Origin of the sequence: Dactylosporangium sp. NPDC049742, assembly GCF_040674675.1 — a bacterium.
GTDB classification, from domain to species: domain Bacteria; phylum Actinomycetota; class Actinomycetes; order Mycobacteriales; family Micromonosporaceae; genus Dactylosporangium; species Dactylosporangium maewongense.
Window position 1 is genome coordinate 129999 of sequence record NZ_JBFANF010000002.1, and the last position, 18014, is coordinate 148012.

Here is an 18014-nt window from a genome sequence, read left to right on the forward strand (position 1 = left end):
AAACGTGAGGACGCAGAGATCCGCTCTTTGGCGCATGGCCGGCTTCGGTGCCGCCGCGCTGCTGTTCAGCCTCCTGATCATCGCCGTGCGCGTGCGCTGGGTGCCACTGGAGTCGGTCGACCGCGGCGTCGCCGAGAGCCTCAACGAGGCCGTCGCCCCGAGTGACTTCCTGGTGACGCTCATGGGCGGCATCAGCAGGATCGGCAGCTTCGGCGTGATGGCCTGGCTGGTCGCGATCGGCACGACGCTCGTGCTGGTCCGCAAGCAGTACAAGCTTGCCGCGTTCCTGGTGGCGACCACCGTCGGCGGGCTCATCCTCGACCCGACGCTGAAGCTGGCCGTCGGCCGGCTGCGGCCGGTCGTCGAGCAGCCCGTCGCGCACGGCGGCGGCAACAGCTTCCCCAGCGGCCACTCGCTCAACTCGCTGATCTGCTACACGGCGCTGCTGCTGGTGTTCCTGCCGGCGCTGCGGCCCCGCTGGCGCAGGCCGGCGGTCATCGTGGTGGGCTTCGTCGTCGCGCTCGTCGGGTTCAGCCGGCTGGCGCTCGGCGTGCACTTCCTGTCCGACGTGATCGGCGGCTGGTCGCTGGGCATCGCCTGGCTCGGGCTGTGCGCCACCGCGTTCGAGCTGATCCGGCACCACGAGGGCCTGCGGGTCACCGAGCCGCTCGAGGAGGGCCTGGAGCCGGAGGCCGCCGACGACCTGCGCCCCACGGAGCCGCACGTGCACCGCCCGGGCACCGCGCGGACCCTCGCCCTGGGCGCCGTCGCCTGGGTCTTCACGTTCGGCACGCTCGTCGCGCTCGGTCTGCCCCTCGCGCGGTACCGCGACGGCAACGGCAACGTCCTGTGGGACTCGACGATCCCGCACTGGTTCGCCGCGCACCGCAGCGACGTCCTCGGCCACGTGTCGATCGTCGGCAGCGAGGTCGGCAACACCCACGCGATCCTCGCGATCGGCCTCGTCATCGGCGCCGTGTCCCTCGCCGCGATCCGCCGCTGGCGGCCGGTGATCTTCCTGGTGGCGGTCATGTTCGGCGAGCTGAGCCTGTTCCTGGCCAGCGCCGCGATCGTCGGCCGGGCCCGGCCCGACGTGGAGAACATGGACGGGCCGATGCCGACGTCGAGCTTCCCGTCCGGGCACGTCGCCGCCACGATCATGATCTGGGCGACCGCGGCCCTGCTGGTCTTCCCGCGGACCCGCGCCTGGTGGCGGTGGGTGCTGCCGGTGCTGGCGGTCGCGATGCCGCTGTGGGTCGCCGTTTCTCGCATGTACCGCGGAATGCACCACCCGACCGACATCGTCGGCAGCATCCTGCTGGCAGCGCTGTGGCTTTCGGCGATGTACTGGCTGGTCACGCCCAACTGCGACCTCGCCGAGCAGCCGTGCGAGGAGGACCTGGCGGAGCCGGGCGGCGACTTACAGGACGCTCCACCAACTCGATCCGATCCACCCGCTTCCGGCGCCTCCGTCTCCAAGGCGGCGGGTGCGTCACGATGAAGTCGGACTGGTTCCTCACGGAGGAGGAGCGGGGCAACCCGCACACCAGAATCACAGCGTGGACCGACGGCAACGCCGTCCGGCCGCTGATCGACGGCAAGGCGTACTTCGCCGAGCTGTACACCGCGATCGAACGGATGGAGCGCGGCGACCTGCTGCTGTTCACCGACTGGCGCGGCGACGTCAGCCAGAGGGTCACCAGGAACGGCCCGTCGATCGGCGACGTGCTGTGCGACGCCGCCCGCCGCGGCGTGCGCGTCAAGGGGCTCATCTGGCGCTCGCACTGGAACGCGCTGCAGTTCAGCGCGGCGGAGAACCGGCGCTTCGCCCGGAAGATCGAGGCGGCCGGCGGCGAGTGCCTGCGCGACATGCGGGTCCTCGTCGGCGGCTCGCACCACCAGAAGCTGGTCGTCCTGCGCCACCCCGGCCGGCCGGAGCTGGACCGCGCGTACGTCGGCGGCATCGACCTCTGTCATGGCCGCCGCGACACCCAGTCCCACGAGGGCGACCCGCAGGCGGTCGAGATCACCCCGAAGTACGGCAAGCGCCCACCGTGGCACGACGTGCAGCTGGAGCTGCGCGGCCCGGTGGTCGGCCAGGTCGAGGCCACGTTCCGGGAACGCTGGGAGGACCCGTCGGCGCTGTCGCGCAACCCGCTGCACTGGCTCCAGGGCAAGGTCGAGGACGAGAACCTGGACCCCGACCGGCTGCCGCCGCAGCTTCCCGACCCGCCGCCGGCCGGCCCACTGAGCGTGCAGCTGCTCCGGACGTACCCCTACCGGCGCGGCGGCTACCCGTTCGCCCCCGAAGGCGAGTTCAGCGTCGCGCGCGGCTACGGCAAGGCGGTCCGGCGCGCGCGGCGGCTGATCTACCTGGAGGACCAGTACCTCTGGTCGCCGAAGGTCGCCAGCTGCTTCGCCGACGCACTGCGGGAGCACCCGGAGCTGCACCTGATCGCCGTCGTCCCGCGCCATCCCGACCGGCCCGACAAACTCGGCAGCATGCCGCAGCTGTACGGCCGGGAGCGCGCCCTCGCCATGCTCCGCGAGGCGGGCGGCGACCGGCTGCACGTCTTCAGCCCGGAGAACGCCGCCGGCACCCCCATCTACGTGCACGCCAAGGTCTGCGTCGTGGACGACACCTGGGCCACCACCGGCTCCGACAACGTGTCGCTGCGCTCCTGGACCCACGACTCGGAGCTGACCTGCGCGGTCCTCGACCCCGCCGGCAGCTATGCCCGGGACCTGCGCGAACGGCTGTGCCGGGAGCACCTGGAGCTCGACGAGCTGCCCGAGGGCCCGATCGAGGAGGTCTTCGACGCCTCGGCGAAGGCGCTGCAGGCGTGGCACGACAGCGGCCGGATCGGTCCTCGTCCACCCGGGAGGCTGTTGCCCTACCGCCCGCCCACGGTTCCGCGCCGTACCGCCACCTGGGCGCGTGTGGTGTACAACACCATCCACGACCCGGATGGCAGGCCACGGCAGCTGCGCCGGGACGGTGCCTTCTGAGCGTTTTGCGCCGTTCACCAAGCCGTCTTGTCGGCATGCTCATATTGCGCGATGACAGCGTGGCAGCTCGCCTGCATCGACATGGCGGGGACGACGGTGCGGGACGACGGCCTGGTCGAGCAGGCCTTCACGGTCGCCTTCGCGGGCGAGGGCGTGGCCCCCGGCACCCTGCAGCACGAGCGGATGCTCGCCGTCGTCCGCAAGACGATGGGCCAGAGCCGCATCGAGGTCTTCCGCCTGCTCCTCGACGGTGACGAGAGGCGCGCCCAGGCCGCCAACGAGACCTTCGAGGAGGCCTACGGCCTGCTCGTCGACGAAGGCGCCGTGCTGCCCATCCCCGGCGCGCTGGAGGCCATCAAGACGCTCCGCACGGCGGGGATCAAGGTCGCCCTGACCACCGGCTTCGCCCGCGCCACCCAGGAAGCCATCATGGACGCCCTGGGCTGGTGGGGCCAGGTCGACCTGGTCCTCTCCCCCGCCGACGCCGGCCGCGGCCGCCCCTTCCCAGACTTCATGCTGGTCGCCGCCCTGAAGCTCGGCGTCGAGGACGTCCGCCGCATGCTCGTCGTCGGCGACACCCCGCTCGACCTCATCGCCGGCCGCCGCGCCGGCGCCGGCCTCCTCGTGGGCGTCCTCACCGGCGCCGGCGACCGCCAGGCCCTCCAGTCCTCCGGCGCGGACGAGGTGATCGGCTCGATCGGCTCCCTCCCCCGCCTCCTAGGCCTGGAGTAACCACCACTGCCCCACTCTCCATGATCCGGAAGACTTATTGCCGCCAGAGCAACAAAAACTCTTCCGGATCACGAGAACTGCACCGGCCAACGCCCGCCCCACATGATCCGGAAGAGGTTGTGCACCTCTGACTGCACAATGCCTTCCGGATCACGAGAACGGCAGACCGCGACCCCCGCAGCACGAACAAGGCCGACACACGTCCAGGAACGCGAAGCAGCTCGCGCCGCCGGCACGGCGCACCGCAACCGGCCGCCCGGCCGAGACCACACCGCCGCAGCGCCGATCGACGCCTCCAAACCCGTGATCCGGAAGACTTATTGCCGCCAGAGCAACAAAAACTCTTCCGGATCACGAGAACTGCGCCGACCAACGCCCGCATCACATGATCCGGAAGAGCTTGTGCACCTATGACTACACAAGGTCTACCGGATCATGAGAACGGCAGACCGCGACACCCGCAGCCAGGCCGAGACCACACTGCCGCGACGCTGATCGACGCTCCCAAACCCGTGATCCGGAAGACTAATTGCCGCCAGAGCAACACAATCTCTTCCGGATCATGAGAACTGTGCCGATTGAACGGCCGCATCACGTGATCCGGAAGACCTTGTGCACCTATGACTGCACAAGGTCTTCCGGATCATGAGACCGGCGCTAGGCGAGGTTGGACGAGCGGGGGTAGGCGTCCTCCGGGTCGGTGAGGACGTTGACCAGGTACGGCACTCCTGAGGCGAACGCCCGCTCGAAGGCGCCCGCGAGGTCGGCCGGCTTCTCGACGGTCTCGCCGGCGCCGCCGAGGGCCTTGACCACGTCGTCGTAGCGGAGGCCGGGCTGCAGGTCGGCGGCGACGTCGTAGCCGTAGATGTTGCGCATCGGGTGCTTCTCCAGGCCCCAGATGCCGTTGTTGCCGACCACGATCACGACGGGCAGCTGCTGGCGGACCAGCGACTCGACGTCCATCAGCGAGAAGCCGGCGGCGCCGTCGCCCATCAGGACGCAGATCTGGCGGTCCGGGTACGTCACCCGGGCGCCCATCGCGTAGCCCATGCCGGTGCCGAGGCAGCCATACGGCCCCGGGTCCAGCCACGTGCCCGGCTGCGACGGCTCGAGGTACTTGCCCGCGTAGGAGACGAAGTCGCCGCCGTCGCCGATCGTGACGGCATCGTCGGCGAGGACCTTGCGGAGCTCGCCGTAGACCCGGCTCGGCTTGATCGGATCGGTGTCCGCCTCCAGGGCCTGCTGCTCCTTGGCCCGGCCGGCGTCCTCCGCGGCCCGCAGCGCCTCGATCCACTCCTCGTGGTCGGCGACCGGCCCGCCGTGCGCCGCGAACGCCCCCAGAATCGCGCGCAGGTCGCCCGACGGAGCGGCCGCCGGGGTGACGTGCCCGGCCCGCTGCGACGGCGCGTCGGTGACGTGCACGACCTGCGCGCCGCCGAAGTCGCCGAACCCGAGCCGGAAGTCGAGCGGGGTGCCGACGACGGCGATCACGTCCGCGCCGCCGAACGCCGCCTTGCGTGCCCGCGAGAACGCCAGCGCGTGCGACGGCGGCAGGGTGCCCCGGCCCATGCCGTTGGCGAACACGGGGATCCGCAGCGCCTCGGCCGCCTCCCGCAGCGCGCCGGTCGCGTGCCCGGCCCACACGTCAGAGCCCGCGATGATCACGGGCCGCTGCGCGGCGGCGAGCAGCTGGACCGCCCGCGCGACCTCGTCCGGATCCGGTTCTTCAGTCGGTACCGCCGGCGCGGGCGCCAACTCGACGCCGTCCGCCTGCGAGAACACCACCTCCAGCGGCAGGTCCACGAAGACCGGGCCGCGGTGCGGGGTCAACGCGGCGAGCGCCGCCGCCTGCATGCGGGCGTAGACCTCGTCGGTGGCGAAGATGGTCTCCGCATGCTTCGTGACCGCGCGGACGATCGGCAGGTGGTCCATCTCCTGCAGGCTGCCCGACCCCCAGCGGAACTGCGGCGCCCGGCCACCGATCACGACGACCGGAGCCCCGTTGAACGACGCGCTGGTCAGCCCGGACACGCCGTTGGTGACGCCGGGGCCGGCGGTCAGGACGGCAAGGCCCGGGCGGCGCTGCAGCTTGGCGACGGCCTCCGCGGCGAACACGGCGGACTGCTCGTGCCGCACGTCGACGATGCGCACGCCGGTCTTGTGGGCTGCGTCGTACAGCGGGAACACGTGCGCACCGGAGAGCGTGAACAGCTCCTCGACCCCGAACCCCCGCAGTGCCGCGAGAGCCAGGTCCCCTCCGTGCCCGTCGATCTGCGTCATGCACCCTCCTCGATCAGCTCCGACCGACGCGAATGTTACTCACTTTCGCCCGCCGACGGAGCCTTCACCGCACATTCGGGTCGAGCCACCCGGCGACCGGCGGCGGCCAGTGGTCGGTGGTCAGGTAGTAGGAGACATACCCGGCGACGACCGGGGTCACGATCAGCAGCACGAGCACCAGCAGGGTGAGCATCGCACGCGCGAACGGACCCCGCCGCTCACGCTGGCGCGGCCGCCGATCGTCGCGCGGCGTGGGGCGTGACTGCCCCTGCCGCTCCTGCACCGGGCGCTGACCGCCGGAGGCCTGGCGGATCGGGCCGCCGTATTCGTCATAGCGCGTCGCGGGCTCGGCCGACGCGCCCCCGGACACGAAGATCTGGCCACCGGCCCTGTTCGGGGGCGCCGACACCGGCGGCCCGCCGTAGTTGGCCGGCGGCCCGGACATCGGCTGGTTGTAGTTGGCCGGCGGCGCCGAGGACGGCTGGTTGCGCCCATACGTCGCGGGCGGCCCCGACATCGGCTGGTTGGCGTTGGCCGGCGGACCCGACGCGGGCTGACCGTAGCCGGCCGGGGGCGCGGACACCGGCGGCCCGTAGTTGACCGGAGGAGCCGAGGCCGGCACGCCATAGCCGCCCTGCGTGCCCGTGGCCTGCCCACCCGCGTAGTTGCCCGGCGGGGCCGACGCCGGATACGCCGGATACCCACCACCGCCGGCACCGGGCGGCGCCGAAACAGGCGGCGCCGACATCGGCACGCCGGACATCGGCGCGTTGCTCCCCGGTGGCTCCGTGGCGAACGTCCCCGCCTCAGGCCACAACGGCGCGTCCGCCCCCTGCAACCCACCGCCACCCTGCCCGGCACCACCCTGCCCGCTACCGCCCTGCCCACCACCAGGCTGAACCCCACCGAACTGGCCCGGACCGCCCTGACCCGCGCCGGACTGCCCGCCACCAGGCACCCCGCCGGCAGGCCGCGCCGCGCCGAACTGCCCCGCCCCGGCCGCACCCGACAGGCCCGCCGCGCCGAACTGGCCCGGACCCGACGGCCCGCCCGCGGCGCCGAACTGCCCCGCGCCCACCTGCGGCCCGCCGGACGTCGGCGCCGAGGGCTGCCAGTTGAAGCCCTGCACCTGCGGGATCACCCCGGTCGCCGGGCCGGGCGCGGGAGCCGCCGTCGCCTGGATCTCCGTCGAGCCGGTCAGCATGCTGCCCTCGGCGACCACCAGCTCGGGCTGCTCGATCACCACGGGGGCCGTGCCCAGCGCCCGGTGCAGCAGCGTGCCGACCAGGGGCATCCTGCTGGACCCGCCGACCAGGAACACGCCCGCGATGCTGCCCTCGCTCAGCTGGGCCCAGCGCATGACGCCCTGCGTGACGCGGACCGTCTGCTCCAGCAACGGCTGCGCGAGACGCTCCAGCTCGTCGCGGGTGAGGTGGACGTCGATGTTGAGCAGCGGCACCGTGAGGTCCGAGGCGGGCTGGCGCGACAGCCGCTCCTTCGCCACCCGCGCGTCGTCGAAGAGCAGCCGCCGGGCCCGGCGGTCCTCGACCGTCTGCGGGCTCATCAGCCGCTGCCACTCCTGCGGCGCCTGCGGCTCGCAGATGGAGGCGATGTGCGCCACGATCGCGTTGTCGACGTCGATGCCGCCGATGTCGTCGCGGCCGTCGACGGCGAGGACCTCGAAGCCGCCCTGGGTGCGGGCGACGACGCTGGCGTCGAACGTGCCGGCACCGAAGTCGTGCACGACGACGACCGAGCCGACGGGCACGTCCTTGCCGAGCACCTGGGTGAAGTAGGCCGCGGCCGCGACCGGCTCGGGCACCAGCCGCACCCGGCCCAGCCCCGCGGCCTGGGCGGCGTCGGAGACGGCGAGCCGCCGGGTGGCGCCCCACGACGCCGGGAAGGTCACGGTCACCTCGGACGCGACGTCGCCGACCGTGCGGGTCCACTCGTCGCGGACGCGCCGCAGGACGGTGGCGACCAGCTCGTTGACGGGGATCTCCCGGTCGCCGAGCAGGACGGTGCCCTCGTCGATGCGACGCTTCGGGTTGGGCTCGAACCGGGCCGGCTCAAGGCGGGCGCTGTGCACCGCGTCGCGACCGACGATGACGGTGCCGCCGGGCTCGGCATAGACGGCGGAGGGCAGCAGCGGAGAGCCGTCGAAGAGCAGCGCACGGGACCGGCCGTCCGGCCACCGCACCACGGCGACGGTGTTGGAGGTGCCGAAGTCGACACCGAGCCGAATCCCTGGCGTTGGCATGCCCCGAAGTCTAGGCGCCGGGTACGACGGTTCTCACTCCTCGCCCTCTGCCGTCGCGTTGCCGACTGAAGGCGCCGGCGGGCGCAGCGGACGGACCCAGGCACGGGCGCTCGGCAGCAGGAGCAGCAGCGCCGATCCCAGGTACACGCCCGTGACCGCCAGCCAGGCGGGCTGGTGCGACCCCGACGCGGTGTACGCACCACCGAAGGCGAGCAGGACGCACAGCGCGATCGGATACCACAGGTGCCCGTTGCTGCCGCGGCGCAGCCGCCGCGCGCCGTGCGTGTACAGAATCGCGAACGCGAGCGAGCCCAGCCCGCCGTACAGGCCTGCCTGCTGGCCCGCGGCCGTCAGCTCCTCCGTTTCGCTCACCGCGTAGATGACGAGCACGAGGGCGACCAGGCCGGTCGAGATGTACATGAGCACGCCGTACAGGGTCAGGAAGCCCGCGGGCCAGCGGATCGCACCGGGCGCGATCCGGCGCGGCGGTGGCGGCACGGGCGGCATGACGTACTGCGGCACGTAGACGACCTGCGGCGGAGGCGGCTGGTAGAACACGGGCCGCGGTGGATACACCGGTTGCGGCGGCATCCGATGTACCGGCGGCGCGGGGCTGAACGGCACGACACCCGGCGAGACCGGCGCGACGCCCGGCCCGGCACCGGCGGGCGACACCGGCGTCACAACCGGCGGCACCACCCCGGGAGGCGGCACCGCAGGCGACCCGGCCGGCGGGACCGGCGACCCGACCGGCGGCAGCGGCCCACGCGGCACGGGTGGCACGGACGGGGTCACCGGCGACCCCGGGGGCGGGACCACGACGGCGGGCGACGGCGGCGGCCGTACCGGCGAAACAACCGCGACAGGAGGCTGCGACGACGACTCCCGGGGGCGGGCGGCCGGGACCACGGCGGCGGACGGCTTGTCGATCCGCGCGCCGACCAGGACGCTGCCCTCGGCGACCACCATCTCCGGCTGCTCGATCGTCACCGGCGGCTTGCCGAACGCGCGGTGCAGCTCGGTGGCGACCAGCGGGATCTGACTCGCCCCACCGACCAGGAAGATGCCCGCGACCTGCCCGGCCGTGACCCGCGACAGCCGGACGGTCTCGGTCAGCACCCGCACCGAGCGCTCCACCAGCGGCCGCGCCGCCGCCTCGAACTCGTCGCGGGTGAGCTGCACGTCGACGTCCAGCAGCGGGACCAGGACCGTGACGGAGGAGGCGCGCGACAGGCGCTCCTTCGCCTCCCGGACCTCGTCGCGCAGCAGCCGGGCGGCCCGCGCCTCCTCGAGCGTCGACGGCGCGACCAGCCGCTGCCAGCGCTCCGGCGGCAGGGCCCGGCCGATCATCGCGAGGACGACCTCGTCGAAGTCGAGTCCGCCGAGGTCGTCGCGGCCGTCGACGGCGAGCACCTCGAAGCCGTCCGCGGTGCGCGCGACGACGCTGCCGTCGAACGTGCCGGCGCCCAGGTCGTAGACCACGACGGCGGAGCCGACGGGCACCATGTGGCGCAGCACCCGCACGAAGTAGGTCGCGGCGGCGACCGGCTCGGGGACCAGGGTCGCGTCCGGGAGGTCCGCCGCCCGCACCGCGGCCGACAACGCCTTGCGACGGGTGGACGCCCAGTTGGCGGGGTGCGTCACGGTGACCGTCTCGGGAGGACCACCGGCCGTGCGGACGAACTCGGCGCGCACCCGCCGGAAGACGGCGACCAGCAGGTCGTGGACGGGCACCTCCTGCTCGCCCAGGAAGACGTGACCGTCGTCGATGCGGCGCTTCGGGTTGGGCTCGAAGCTGGCCGGGGCGCGCCGCGCGCTGTGCAGAGCGTCGCGGCCGACGACGAGCTCGCCGTCCTCCCAGAACGTCGCCGACGGCAGCAGCGGGGTGCCGTCGAAGAGCAGCGGCCGGGCCCGGCCGTCGGGCCAGCGGGCCACGGCGACGGTGTGCGACGTGCCGAAGTCCACGCCCAGGGCCACCATGCCCGGGATCCTAAGGGTTACGCGGACCGCTCCACTGCCCGCTGCAGAGCGCGGTAGATCTGCCCGAACTTCGGCGAGTCCGTGGTCGAGTAGATCATCGACTCGCCCTGCCGGGTGCGCACCCAGATCTCGTGCACGCCCTTGCCGTGGTCGTGCGCCCGGTCGAGCAGGTCCAGCAGCCCCTCCACGCTGAACGCCACGATCCCGCCGATGACGATGATCCCGAGGATGCCGCCCGCGATGTACATCGTGGAGTTCGGCCCATTGAAGTCGATCCGGCGCGCGGCCATGCCGGCGGCGATGAGCAGCCCGATGATCAGCACCACCGCCCCGCCGCGGGTCGCGAGCATGTACGCGCCCTGCACCAGCCGCCCGGAGCGCCGGTGCCAGATGTACGTCAGCGTCTCCAGCGGATACCAGACGGCGTCGACCTGCACACCGTCGGAACTGATGTGCACCTCGTGATCGCGGTAGAACGTCGTCGCCATGGCACATCTGACGGTACGCCGGAATACGCTGCGGGCAACGACAACGACGTTGAGGAGACACAGTGGGCGACACCAGGCTGGTCCAGCTGGAGATCGAAGACGGTATCGGCACCATCCGCCTCTCCAGGCCGCCGGTCAACGCGCTGAACATCCAGATCCAGGAGGAGCTGCGCGAGGCCGCCGCCGCCGCGACCACCGACCCTTCGGTGCGGGCGGTCATCCTGTACGGAGGAGACAAGGTCTTCGCGGCCGGCGTCGACATCAAGGAGATGGCCGGAATGGGCTACTCCGAGATGGCCGCCAGGGCCACCGCGCTCACCGGGGCCTTCGACGCCGTGGCACGCATCCCGAAGCCCGTCGTCGCGGCCGTCAACGGGTACGCCCTGGGCGGCGGCTGCGAGCTCGCCCTGACCGCCGACTGGCGCGTCGCCGCCGAGGACGCGACCCTGGGCCAGCCGGAGATCACTCTCGGCGTCATCCCGGGCGCGGGCGGCACGCAACGCCTGGCCCGCCTCATCGGCCCAGCCCGCACGAAGGACCTCATCATGACCGGACGCTTCGTGAAGGCCCCCGAGGCGCTGACGATCGGCCTGGTCGACAAGGTCGTCCCCGCCGCCGAGGTGTACGCGACGGCGAAGGCCATGGTCGAGCCGTTCGTCCACGGCCCGGCCCTCGCCCTGCGCGCCGCGAAGCTCGCCGTCGACAACGGCCTGGACATGGACCTCGCCTCCGGCCTGGCCTGGGAGAGCCAGCTGTTCGCCGCCCTGTTCAGCACCGACGACAAGAACGAGGGCATGACCGCCTTCATCGAGAAGCGCAAACCCAACTTCGCCTGACCCCGCCGCCTTCCCTTCATGCTCCCGTGCGGCTTTGGCAGTCCTGGCTACCTGAATCGCACGGGATCATGAGGCGAACCACGACCACGGCACGTCCGGCACCATGATCGAAGGACAGCCCTGGCCGCCCGGACAGCCACCCCGCGACTTCGATCACGACGCCCACCACCGCGATGCCTCCGCGGACAACCAGTGCCTCCCGCGCGCGGACGGCAACCGCCAAGACCGCCAACCCAGCGGGAAGGCGCGGCCGGCACGGAGGGGCAGGTCAGCGGCGGCCCTCGCAGCGCGGGTCGGGCGGGGTGGGCCGGCGGGCCGGGGCGATCCAGCTCAGCGCCGTCTGCTCCACCGACCAGCCGTGCGCGTCGACGGTGCTGGCCGGTGGCCGGTCGCCCGCGTCGCAGAGGACCTTCGCCTGGACGCTGTCGTTGAGGACGAAGTGGACGGTGCCGCCCGTGTCGAGCAGCGTCATCATCCGGTCGTCTACGGTGATCACCGAGCCGACGAGCAGGCCGTCGTCGGTGTCGACGGCGACCGTCGGCAGGATCGGGGCGCGCAGGAACACGACCCCGACCAGGAACGGCGCCGCGAACGCGGCCACCGCGGCCGGCCAGTGCGTCACGGCCCGCGCCGCCCACGCCGGCACCGGCCCGGTCAGCAGCGGCGTCACCAGCGGCGGCAGCGCCAGCAGCACGAACGTGACCGGCTCACCCTCCCGCAGCGCCGCGACGATCGCCGGGCCGAGGAACGCGTACTCCAGCACGGCCGCGACGAACGGCAGCACCACGCCCGTGGCGGCCGCCGCCGCGCCCACGCCGGCCGCCCGCTGCCGCACGACCAGGCCGAGGATCGACAGCGCGACCATGACCAGCAGCGGCAGGAATCGCAGCTGCCAGGTCAGCCCGCCGATCACCAGCGCCACGACGACCACCCAGTCGGGGATCCGCCGGGCGGCCGCGGCCAGCCGGGACGTCGCCGCGGCGGCCGGGTCGCTGAGCTCCAGCAGCGCGCCCAGCACCCGGGTCAGCAGCAGCGTCGCCGGAAACACCCACAGCAGCGCGATCACCAGCGTGCTCAGCAGGCCCAGCGGGCTCACGTACTGCACGAAGAGCAGCATGGTCTGCACGTTCTGCCGGCTGAGATACCACAGCCGCAGCACCAGCAGGACGATCGGGAACGTGGGCAGCAACGGCAGCAGCCACTGCCGGTCGCCTACCTCTCCCACGGCCACTGACGGACGTCCACCTTCGGCACCTCGGGCTGGTGGTCGATCGCCACCTGCTGATTCGGGCTGAACCGCTGCTCGCTGCGCAGGTACTTGTCATACGCCTGCTCCCACCGCCGGTCGGTCGCGTCGTGCGCCGAGCGGTACAGGTACAGGTTCACCAGGGTTTGCAATGCCTCGTTGTCACCGCAGTTGATCCCCCACCGCTCGTCGCCGGTGAGCCCGACGTCGTGGTGCACGAGGGTCTGCCCGCCGTCCTCCGCGACGAAGCCGGCGAGGATCGCCGCGTCGGTCGTGACCGCGTCGAACTCACCCGCCTTGAGCCCGGCGACGCAGGCGCTGATCTCGTTCTTGCCCGAGAGGGTCACGCCGGCGGACCTGGCGACCTCGCTGGAGGTGGAGGTGGCCAGGGTGCAGACCCGCTCGCCGCGCAGGTCCTCGAGGCTGCTGACCGGCTTGTGCGCCTTGAGCGTGACCACCGACTGCTGGGTGCTCAGATACGGCCCGGCGAAGCGCACCCCCGGCTGCTCGGACCGCTCTTTGGTGATGCTGAAGCTGGCCACTACCAGGTCCACGGTGACGAACTTGCCGTCGCCCGACCGGGCCTGCATCCTGGCCCGGTCCTCGGTCTCGATCGACAGGAACTTGACCTGGTCGGGGCGGAACCCGAGATCGCCCGCGACGAGATAGGCGATGTCGATGTCGAAGCCGGCATACTCGCCGGTGGTCCTGTCGCGCAGGCTCACGCCCGGGGTGTCGTCCTTGACCCCGATCAGCAGCTCACCGCGCCCGCCGATGGCACGCTGGCGCAGGTCGGCCTCCGACGGCGGCCCGACGTCGACGACCACGACGACCGCGACGACGATGACCGCCACGAGCACCACGACCCACGCGACCAGCCGCGCGACCCGGGTCCGGCGCACCGGCGCAGGATCCGGGCCGGGGTCAGGGCCAGGATCATCGGGTGGATCAACAACAGGATCAGCCACCGTCGAACCCCCCGTTCAGTTACATCGAACGGTACCGCTGGGGTACGACAGTTTTCTAGGCCGCCTGAGCGTGGTAGCGACCGTCCACGATCGACAGTCGCAGCGGCAGGCCGAACGCCGCGGAGAGGTTCTCGGCGGTCACCGTCTCGTGCAGCAGGCCCTGCGCCACGACGCCGCCGTCGCGCATCAGCAGCGCGTGCGTGAACTCCGGCGGGATCTCCTCGACGTGGTGCGTGACCAGCACGATCGCCGGCGAGTCGGGGTCGGCGGCCAGCGCCGACAGGCGCCGCACGAGGTCCTCGCGGGCGCCGAGGTCCAGGCCGGCGGTCGGCTCGTCGAGCAGCAGCAGCTCCGGGTCGACCATCAGCGACCGGGCGATCTGCACCCGCTTGCGCTCGCCCTCTGACAGGGTGCCGTAGAGCCGGTCGGCCAGCGCGCCGACGCCGAACTGCTCCAGCAGCGCCTGCGCCCGGGCCTCGTCCATGCGGTCGTACCGCTCGGTGAAGCGCCCGACGACCGCCCACGACGCGGTCACGACCACGTCACGCACCGTCTCGTCGGGCGGCAGCTGCAGCCCGGCCGAGGAGAACCCGAGGCGGGTCTTGAGCTCGTTGATGTTGGTGCGACCGAGCCGCTCGCCGAGCACGGTCACCGTGCCACGGGTCGGGTACAGCCGCGCCCCGGCGAGATTCAGCAGCGTGGTCTTGCCCGCGCCGTTGGGGCCGAGCACCACCCAGCGCTCGTCGAGCTCCACCTGCCAGCTCACCGATCGGATGAGATCGGACCGGTTGCGGGTCACCGTCGCTTTGTCCACCGCGATGACAAGGTCATCTGACACGGCCCAATCCAACCACGTGCCCGAAGCGCGGACGGTCCGGCCCCCCACGCTCAGGGCAAAAGCCGTATCGTGCGCGGGGATGAGTGCCGTACTGGAAATCGCCGGTCTGGTGAAGACCTACCAGACGCTGTTCGGCAAGCCGCGCGTCGCGCTGGACCACCTCGACATGGAGGTCCAGCAGGGCCAGATCCACGGGTTCCTCGGACCCAACGGATCCGGCAAGAGCACCACGCTCAAGACGCTGCTCGGGCTGTTGCGCGCCGAGTCCGGTCACATGCGCATCCTCGGCCAGCCGGTGCCGAGGGCGCTGCCGCAGGTCGTGTCGCGGGTCGGCGCGATCGTCGAGGCGCCGGCGTTCTTCGGCAACTTCACCGGCCACAAGACGCTGAGCGTGTTGGCGAAGGCGGGTGGTGTACCGAAGCAGCGCGTCGACGTGGTGCTGGACCAGGTCGGTCTCGCCAACCGCGCCGAGGACCAGGTCAAGTCCTACTCGCTCGGCATGCGGCAGCGTCTCGCGGTGGCCTCCGCCCTGCTGAAGGACCCCGAGCTGCTGATCCTCGACGAGCCGAACAACGGCCTCGACCCGGCCGGCATCCGGGAGATGCGCGACCTGCTCCGCGAGCAGGCGGACCGCGGCACGACCGTGGTGATCTCCAGCCACATCCTCGCCGAGATCCAGCAGATCTGCGACTCGGTCACGATCATCTCCCGCGGCCGGCGGGTCGCGGCCGGGCCGGTGTCGGAGGTGCTCGCCGCCAACGACCGCGGCACGTACCGGGTCCGCGTCGACGACACCGAGCGGGCCGCGCAGGTGCTCGCCGACGCTGGCGCGCAGGTCACCCTGTCCGGCGACCAGATCATCGTGCACGACCTCGCCGACCCGGCCTGGGTCTCGCGTGCCCTGGGCGTCAACGACCTGTGGGTCCGCGAGCTCGCCCCGGTCCAGCAGCTGGAGGACGCGTTCCTGCAGCTCACCGGGGGCGGGCCCCGGCGCGGGCAGTTCCGCCCCGTCGACAACTCCGACTGGCCCGAGCAGGACATAGCCGTACAACACCCGCAAAACGACAACGGTCAGATCATCGAGAACGGACGGCCCGCATGAACCAGCTGCTGCGGGCCGAGTGGACCCGACTGTTCAGTCGCCGGGTCACGCTGGTGACCCTCGTGCTCATCGCCGCCCTGCTCGCGTTCCTGACGTTCGGGTTCTCGCTGACCCGCAGCAACCCGAGCAGCGAGGAGTACCGCACCGCCACCGAGCGCGCCGCGTCCGCCGCGGCGATCTACGACGAGAACGTGGCGTTGTGCGAGGACGTGCAGAGCGGCGTGCGCACCGGCCCGGCCGGCATGAAGTTCCCGCGCAACTGCGACTACGGCCCGCGCCCCACCGCCGACTCGATGCTCGACTACGGCTTCTCGTTCGCCCGCCAGTGGCCGGAGCTGTTCACGACCGCGGCGATCGTGCTGACGGTGGCCGGCTTCGTGCTCGGCGCGTCGTTCGTGGGCGTCGAGTGGAGCTCCGGCGGCATGCTCAACCTGCTGCTCTGGGCCCCGCGCCGCAGTGCCGTCCTGGGCAGCAAGCTGATCGCGGCCTGTGCCGGCATGGCGCTGGTGGCGGTGGTGTACCTCGCGGTCTGGACGGGCGCGTTCGTCGCCGTGGCCGCCACGAACGACACCGTCAGCACCATGGGCCTCGCCGACTGGTCGTCGCTGCTGATCACGGCCCTGCGGGTGATCCTGCTGACGATGGCCGGCACGGCGCTCGGCTTCGCGATCGCCTCCATCGGGCGGCACACGTCCGCGGCGCTCGGCGTCGGCATCGCGTACCTGCTGATCTACGAGCTCGGAGCGATCATCATCTTCGGGTTGATCGGCGGCACCGACTACTCCGAGAAGTACCGCCTCTCCAGCTACGTCTCCGCCTGGCTGAACAAGTCCTACACGTTCCAGGGCACGTCGGGGTACTGCACCGAGTCGGGCTGCGTGGTGCCGCAGGACACCTTCTGGGGCAGCTGGCAGCAGGGCGGCCTGGTGCTCGGCGCGGTCGTGGCGGTCGTGCTGGCCGGCGCCTTCGCCACGATGCGCCGGCGCGACACCAACTGAGGCGCCGGCGCGACGCCGACCGAGGCGCCGGCCGGCGATCAGGCCGTGTCGCCGAAGACCTCTTCGCGGACCGCGTCGAGGCCGGTCAGGATGGCGCCGTTGAGGACCGGCTCGCTGGACACCTCGGTGGCGACCACCCGCGGCGACACCACGGCGATCGCGGCGACCTCGTGCTGCACCCGCTGCGCGAGGTCCGCGCCGCCCGCCTGGCCGATCTCGCCGGCGAGGACGACCAGCTCGGGGTCGAGCACCAGTCCCACCGAGGCCACCCCGAGGGAGATCCGGCGGGCCAGCTCGTCGAGGAATGGACTGCCGTCGGTACCGGCGGCGATCGCGGCTCTGATGGCGTCGCCCGCACCGGCGGCCTTGAACCCGTGTGACTTGGCGACGGTCTTGACCGCGGCCGCGTCGGTGAGCATGCGGAAGCCGCTCTTCGCCCGGCGGGTCGCGTCGCGGCTGACCTGTGTGCCCGACACGGGCAGGTAGCCGATCTCGCCGGCCGCGCCGACGCTGCCGCGGTGCAGCCGCCCGCCGAGCACGACGGCGGTGCCGACGCCGCGGTCCAGCCAGACCAGCACGAAGTCCTTCGCCCCGAGCGCGGCACCGCTGTGCTGCTCGGCGATGGCGGCGAGGTTCACGTCGTTCTCGAACGCGACGGGCCGGCCGAGGTCCTCCCGCAGGGCCGTGAGCAGCCCCCGGTGCCAGCGCGGCAGATCCCACGCGAACGTGATCTCGCCGCTCTTCGGGTCGACCAGGCCGGGCGTGCCGAGCACGATGCGGCGGATGCGCTCGATCGGCGCACCGGCCTCCGCGGCCGCCTCGACCACGGCGGCGTGGACGACCTTGACCGGGTCGTCCCCCTCGCCGATGGAGACGTCGGTCCGCCCGACGATTTTGCCCGTGATGTCCGCCACGCCGGCGACCACGTGCTGCGGGCCGGCCTCGACGCCGACGACGTACGCGGTCGATGGGACCACGGCGTACATCTGGGCGTTCGGCCCGCGGCCGCCCGCCTGCTCGCCGACGCGCGCCACCAGGCCGCGCTCCTCCAGCCGCTCCACCAGCTGCGATGCGGTGACCTTGGACAGCCCGGTCAGCTCTCCGAGCTGCGCGCGGGTCAGCGGTCCCTTGCTCAGCAGCAGCTCGAGGGCGGCGCGGTCGTTGAGCGCGCGCAGCAACCTCGGGGTGCCTGGAAGGCGAGCAGAACTCATGGTGACCAACACCCCTAGTATTTAAGAAACTTTCCTATTAGATTGCCTCGGGCAACCTATACCGGA

14 protein-coding genes are annotated in these 18014 nt (G+C 72.1%); 6 read left to right on the top strand and 8 right to left on the bottom strand.

All coding sequences use genetic code 11. The features are described 5' to 3' along the window. Positions 1-4: 4 nt before the first annotated feature. Genes AB0J72_RS04150 through AB0J72_RS04160 form a run of 3 tightly spaced genes read left to right on the top strand, consistent with a single transcriptional unit; the run spans position 5 to position 3741 of the window. Complete coding sequence (locus tag AB0J72_RS04150) at positions 5-1501, top strand: phosphatase PAP2 family protein (RefSeq protein ID WP_363394232.1); 1497 nt, start codon at positions 5-7, stop codon at positions 1499-1501. Then, positions 1498-3009 carry a phospholipase D-like domain-containing protein gene (locus AB0J72_RS04155; RefSeq protein WP_363394234.1) on the top strand — a complete coding sequence of 504 codons (1512 nt, stop codon included), beginning with the start codon at positions 1498-1500 and terminating at the stop codon, positions 3007-3009. Before AB0J72_RS04150 ends, AB0J72_RS04155 begins: the two co-directional genes overlap by 4 nt. Before the next feature lie 51 nt (positions 3010-3060). Then, positions 3061-3741 (top strand): phosphonatase-like hydrolase, encoded by a 681-nt coding sequence (locus AB0J72_RS04160; protein ID WP_363394236.1) that lies wholly within the window; start codon positions 3061-3063, stop codon positions 3739-3741. 657 nt (positions 3742-4398) lie between these two features. Here the strand turns inward: AB0J72_RS04160 and AB0J72_RS04165 are convergent. From AB0J72_RS04165 to AB0J72_RS04180, 4 genes are all read right to left on the bottom strand, one after another. Beyond that, a complete protein-coding gene (locus tag AB0J72_RS04165) occupies positions 4399-6021 on the bottom strand; it encodes an acetolactate synthase (RefSeq protein WP_363394238.1) in 1623 nt (540 codons plus the stop codon). A 64-nt stretch (positions 6022-6085) separates the two neighbouring features. Further along, positions 6086-8281, bottom strand: a complete 2196-nt coding sequence (locus AB0J72_RS04170; protein WP_363394240.1) for an Hsp70 family protein — start codon at positions 8279-8281, stop codon at positions 6086-6088. 33 nt (positions 8282-8314) lie between these two features. Then, entirely contained in the window at positions 8315-10261 is a 1947-nt protein-coding gene (locus AB0J72_RS04175; RefSeq protein ID WP_363394242.1) for an Hsp70 family protein, read from the bottom strand. Positions 10262-10278: 17 nt separating this feature from the next. Further along, on the bottom strand, positions 10279-10749 hold the full coding sequence (locus AB0J72_RS04180) for a DUF6232 family protein (protein ID WP_363394244.1): 471 nt from the start codon (positions 10747-10749) through the stop codon (positions 10279-10281). 62 nt (positions 10750-10811) lie between these two features. Between AB0J72_RS04180 and AB0J72_RS04185 the strand changes: the two genes are divergently transcribed. Continuing rightward, a complete protein-coding gene (locus AB0J72_RS04185; protein WP_363394246.1) occupies positions 10812-11585 on the top strand; it encodes an enoyl-CoA hydratase-related protein in 774 nt (257 codons plus the stop codon). Positions 11586-11853: 268 nt separating this feature from the next. Here AB0J72_RS04185 and AB0J72_RS04190 read toward each other — a convergent pair whose 3' ends face one another. The 3 genes from AB0J72_RS04190 to AB0J72_RS04200 form a co-directional block, all read right to left on the bottom strand. Beyond that, positions 11854-12816 carry a hypothetical protein gene (locus tag AB0J72_RS04190; RefSeq protein ID WP_363394248.1) on the bottom strand — a complete coding sequence of 321 codons (963 nt, stop codon included), beginning with the start codon at positions 12814-12816 and terminating at the stop codon, positions 11854-11856. Continuing rightward, positions 12798-13733 carry a transporter substrate-binding domain-containing protein gene (locus AB0J72_RS04195; RefSeq protein ID WP_360568180.1) on the bottom strand — a complete coding sequence of 312 codons (936 nt, stop codon included), beginning with the start codon at positions 13731-13733 and terminating at the stop codon, positions 12798-12800. Before AB0J72_RS04195 ends, AB0J72_RS04190 begins: the two co-directional genes overlap by 19 nt. Positions 13734-13854: 121 nt before the next feature. Then, positions 13855-14685, bottom strand: coding sequence for an ABC transporter ATP-binding protein (locus tag AB0J72_RS04200; RefSeq protein ID WP_363394251.1), 831 nt, complete (start codon positions 14683-14685; stop codon positions 13855-13857). Between the two features lie 31 nt (positions 14686-14716). Between AB0J72_RS04200 and AB0J72_RS04205 the strand changes: the two genes are divergently transcribed. Next, positions 14717-15739, top strand: a complete 1023-nt coding sequence (locus AB0J72_RS04205) for an ATP-binding cassette domain-containing protein (RefSeq protein WP_363394254.1) — start codon at positions 14717-14719, stop codon at positions 15737-15739. Then, on the top strand, positions 15736-16737 hold the full coding sequence (locus AB0J72_RS04210) for an ABC transporter permease subunit (RefSeq protein WP_363394257.1): 1002 nt from the start codon (positions 15736-15738) through the stop codon (positions 16735-16737). The genes AB0J72_RS04205 and AB0J72_RS04210 overlap by 4 nt, the downstream gene beginning before the upstream one ends. A gap of 38 nt (positions 16738-16775) precedes the next feature. Here AB0J72_RS04210 and AB0J72_RS04215 read toward each other — a convergent pair whose 3' ends face one another. Continuing rightward, the gene (locus AB0J72_RS04215) at positions 16776-17948 is read right to left on the bottom strand and encodes an ROK family transcriptional regulator (RefSeq protein WP_363394259.1); all 1173 of its coding nucleotides are present in this window, start codon (positions 17946-17948) and stop codon (positions 16776-16778) included. Positions 17949-18014 lie beyond the last annotated feature (66 nt).

Coding starts and splice junctions, on each gene's coding strand:
- AB0J72_RS04155 (WP_363394234.1), top strand. CDS start 1,498: ATGAAGTCGGACTGGTTCCTCACGGAGGAGGAGCGGGGCAACCCGCAC.
- AB0J72_RS04160 (WP_363394236.1), top strand. CDS start 3,061: ATGACAGCGTGGCAGCTCGCCTGCATCGACATGGCGGGGACGACGGTG.
- AB0J72_RS04165 (WP_363394238.1), bottom strand. CDS start 6,021: ATGACGCAGATCGACGGGCACGGAGGGGACCTGGCTCTCGCGGCACTG.
- AB0J72_RS04170 (WP_363394240.1), bottom strand. CDS start 8,281: ATGCCAACGCCAGGGATTCGGCTCGGTGTCGACTTCGGCACCTCCAAC.
- AB0J72_RS04175 (WP_363394242.1), bottom strand. CDS start 10,261: ATGGTGGCCCTGGGCGTGGACTTCGGCACGTCGCACACCGTCGCCGTG.
- AB0J72_RS04180 (WP_363394244.1), bottom strand. CDS start 10,749: ATGGCGACGACGTTCTACCGCGATCACGAGGTGCACATCAGTTCCGAC.
- AB0J72_RS04205 (WP_363394254.1), top strand. CDS start 14,717: ATGAGTGCCGTACTGGAAATCGCCGGTCTGGTGAAGACCTACCAGACG.
- AB0J72_RS04210 (WP_363394257.1), top strand. CDS start 15,736: ATGAACCAGCTGCTGCGGGCCGAGTGGACCCGACTGTTCAGTCGCCGG.
- AB0J72_RS04215 (WP_363394259.1), bottom strand. CDS start 17,948: ATGAGTTCTGCTCGCCTTCCAGGCACCCCGAGGTTGCTGCGCGCGCTC.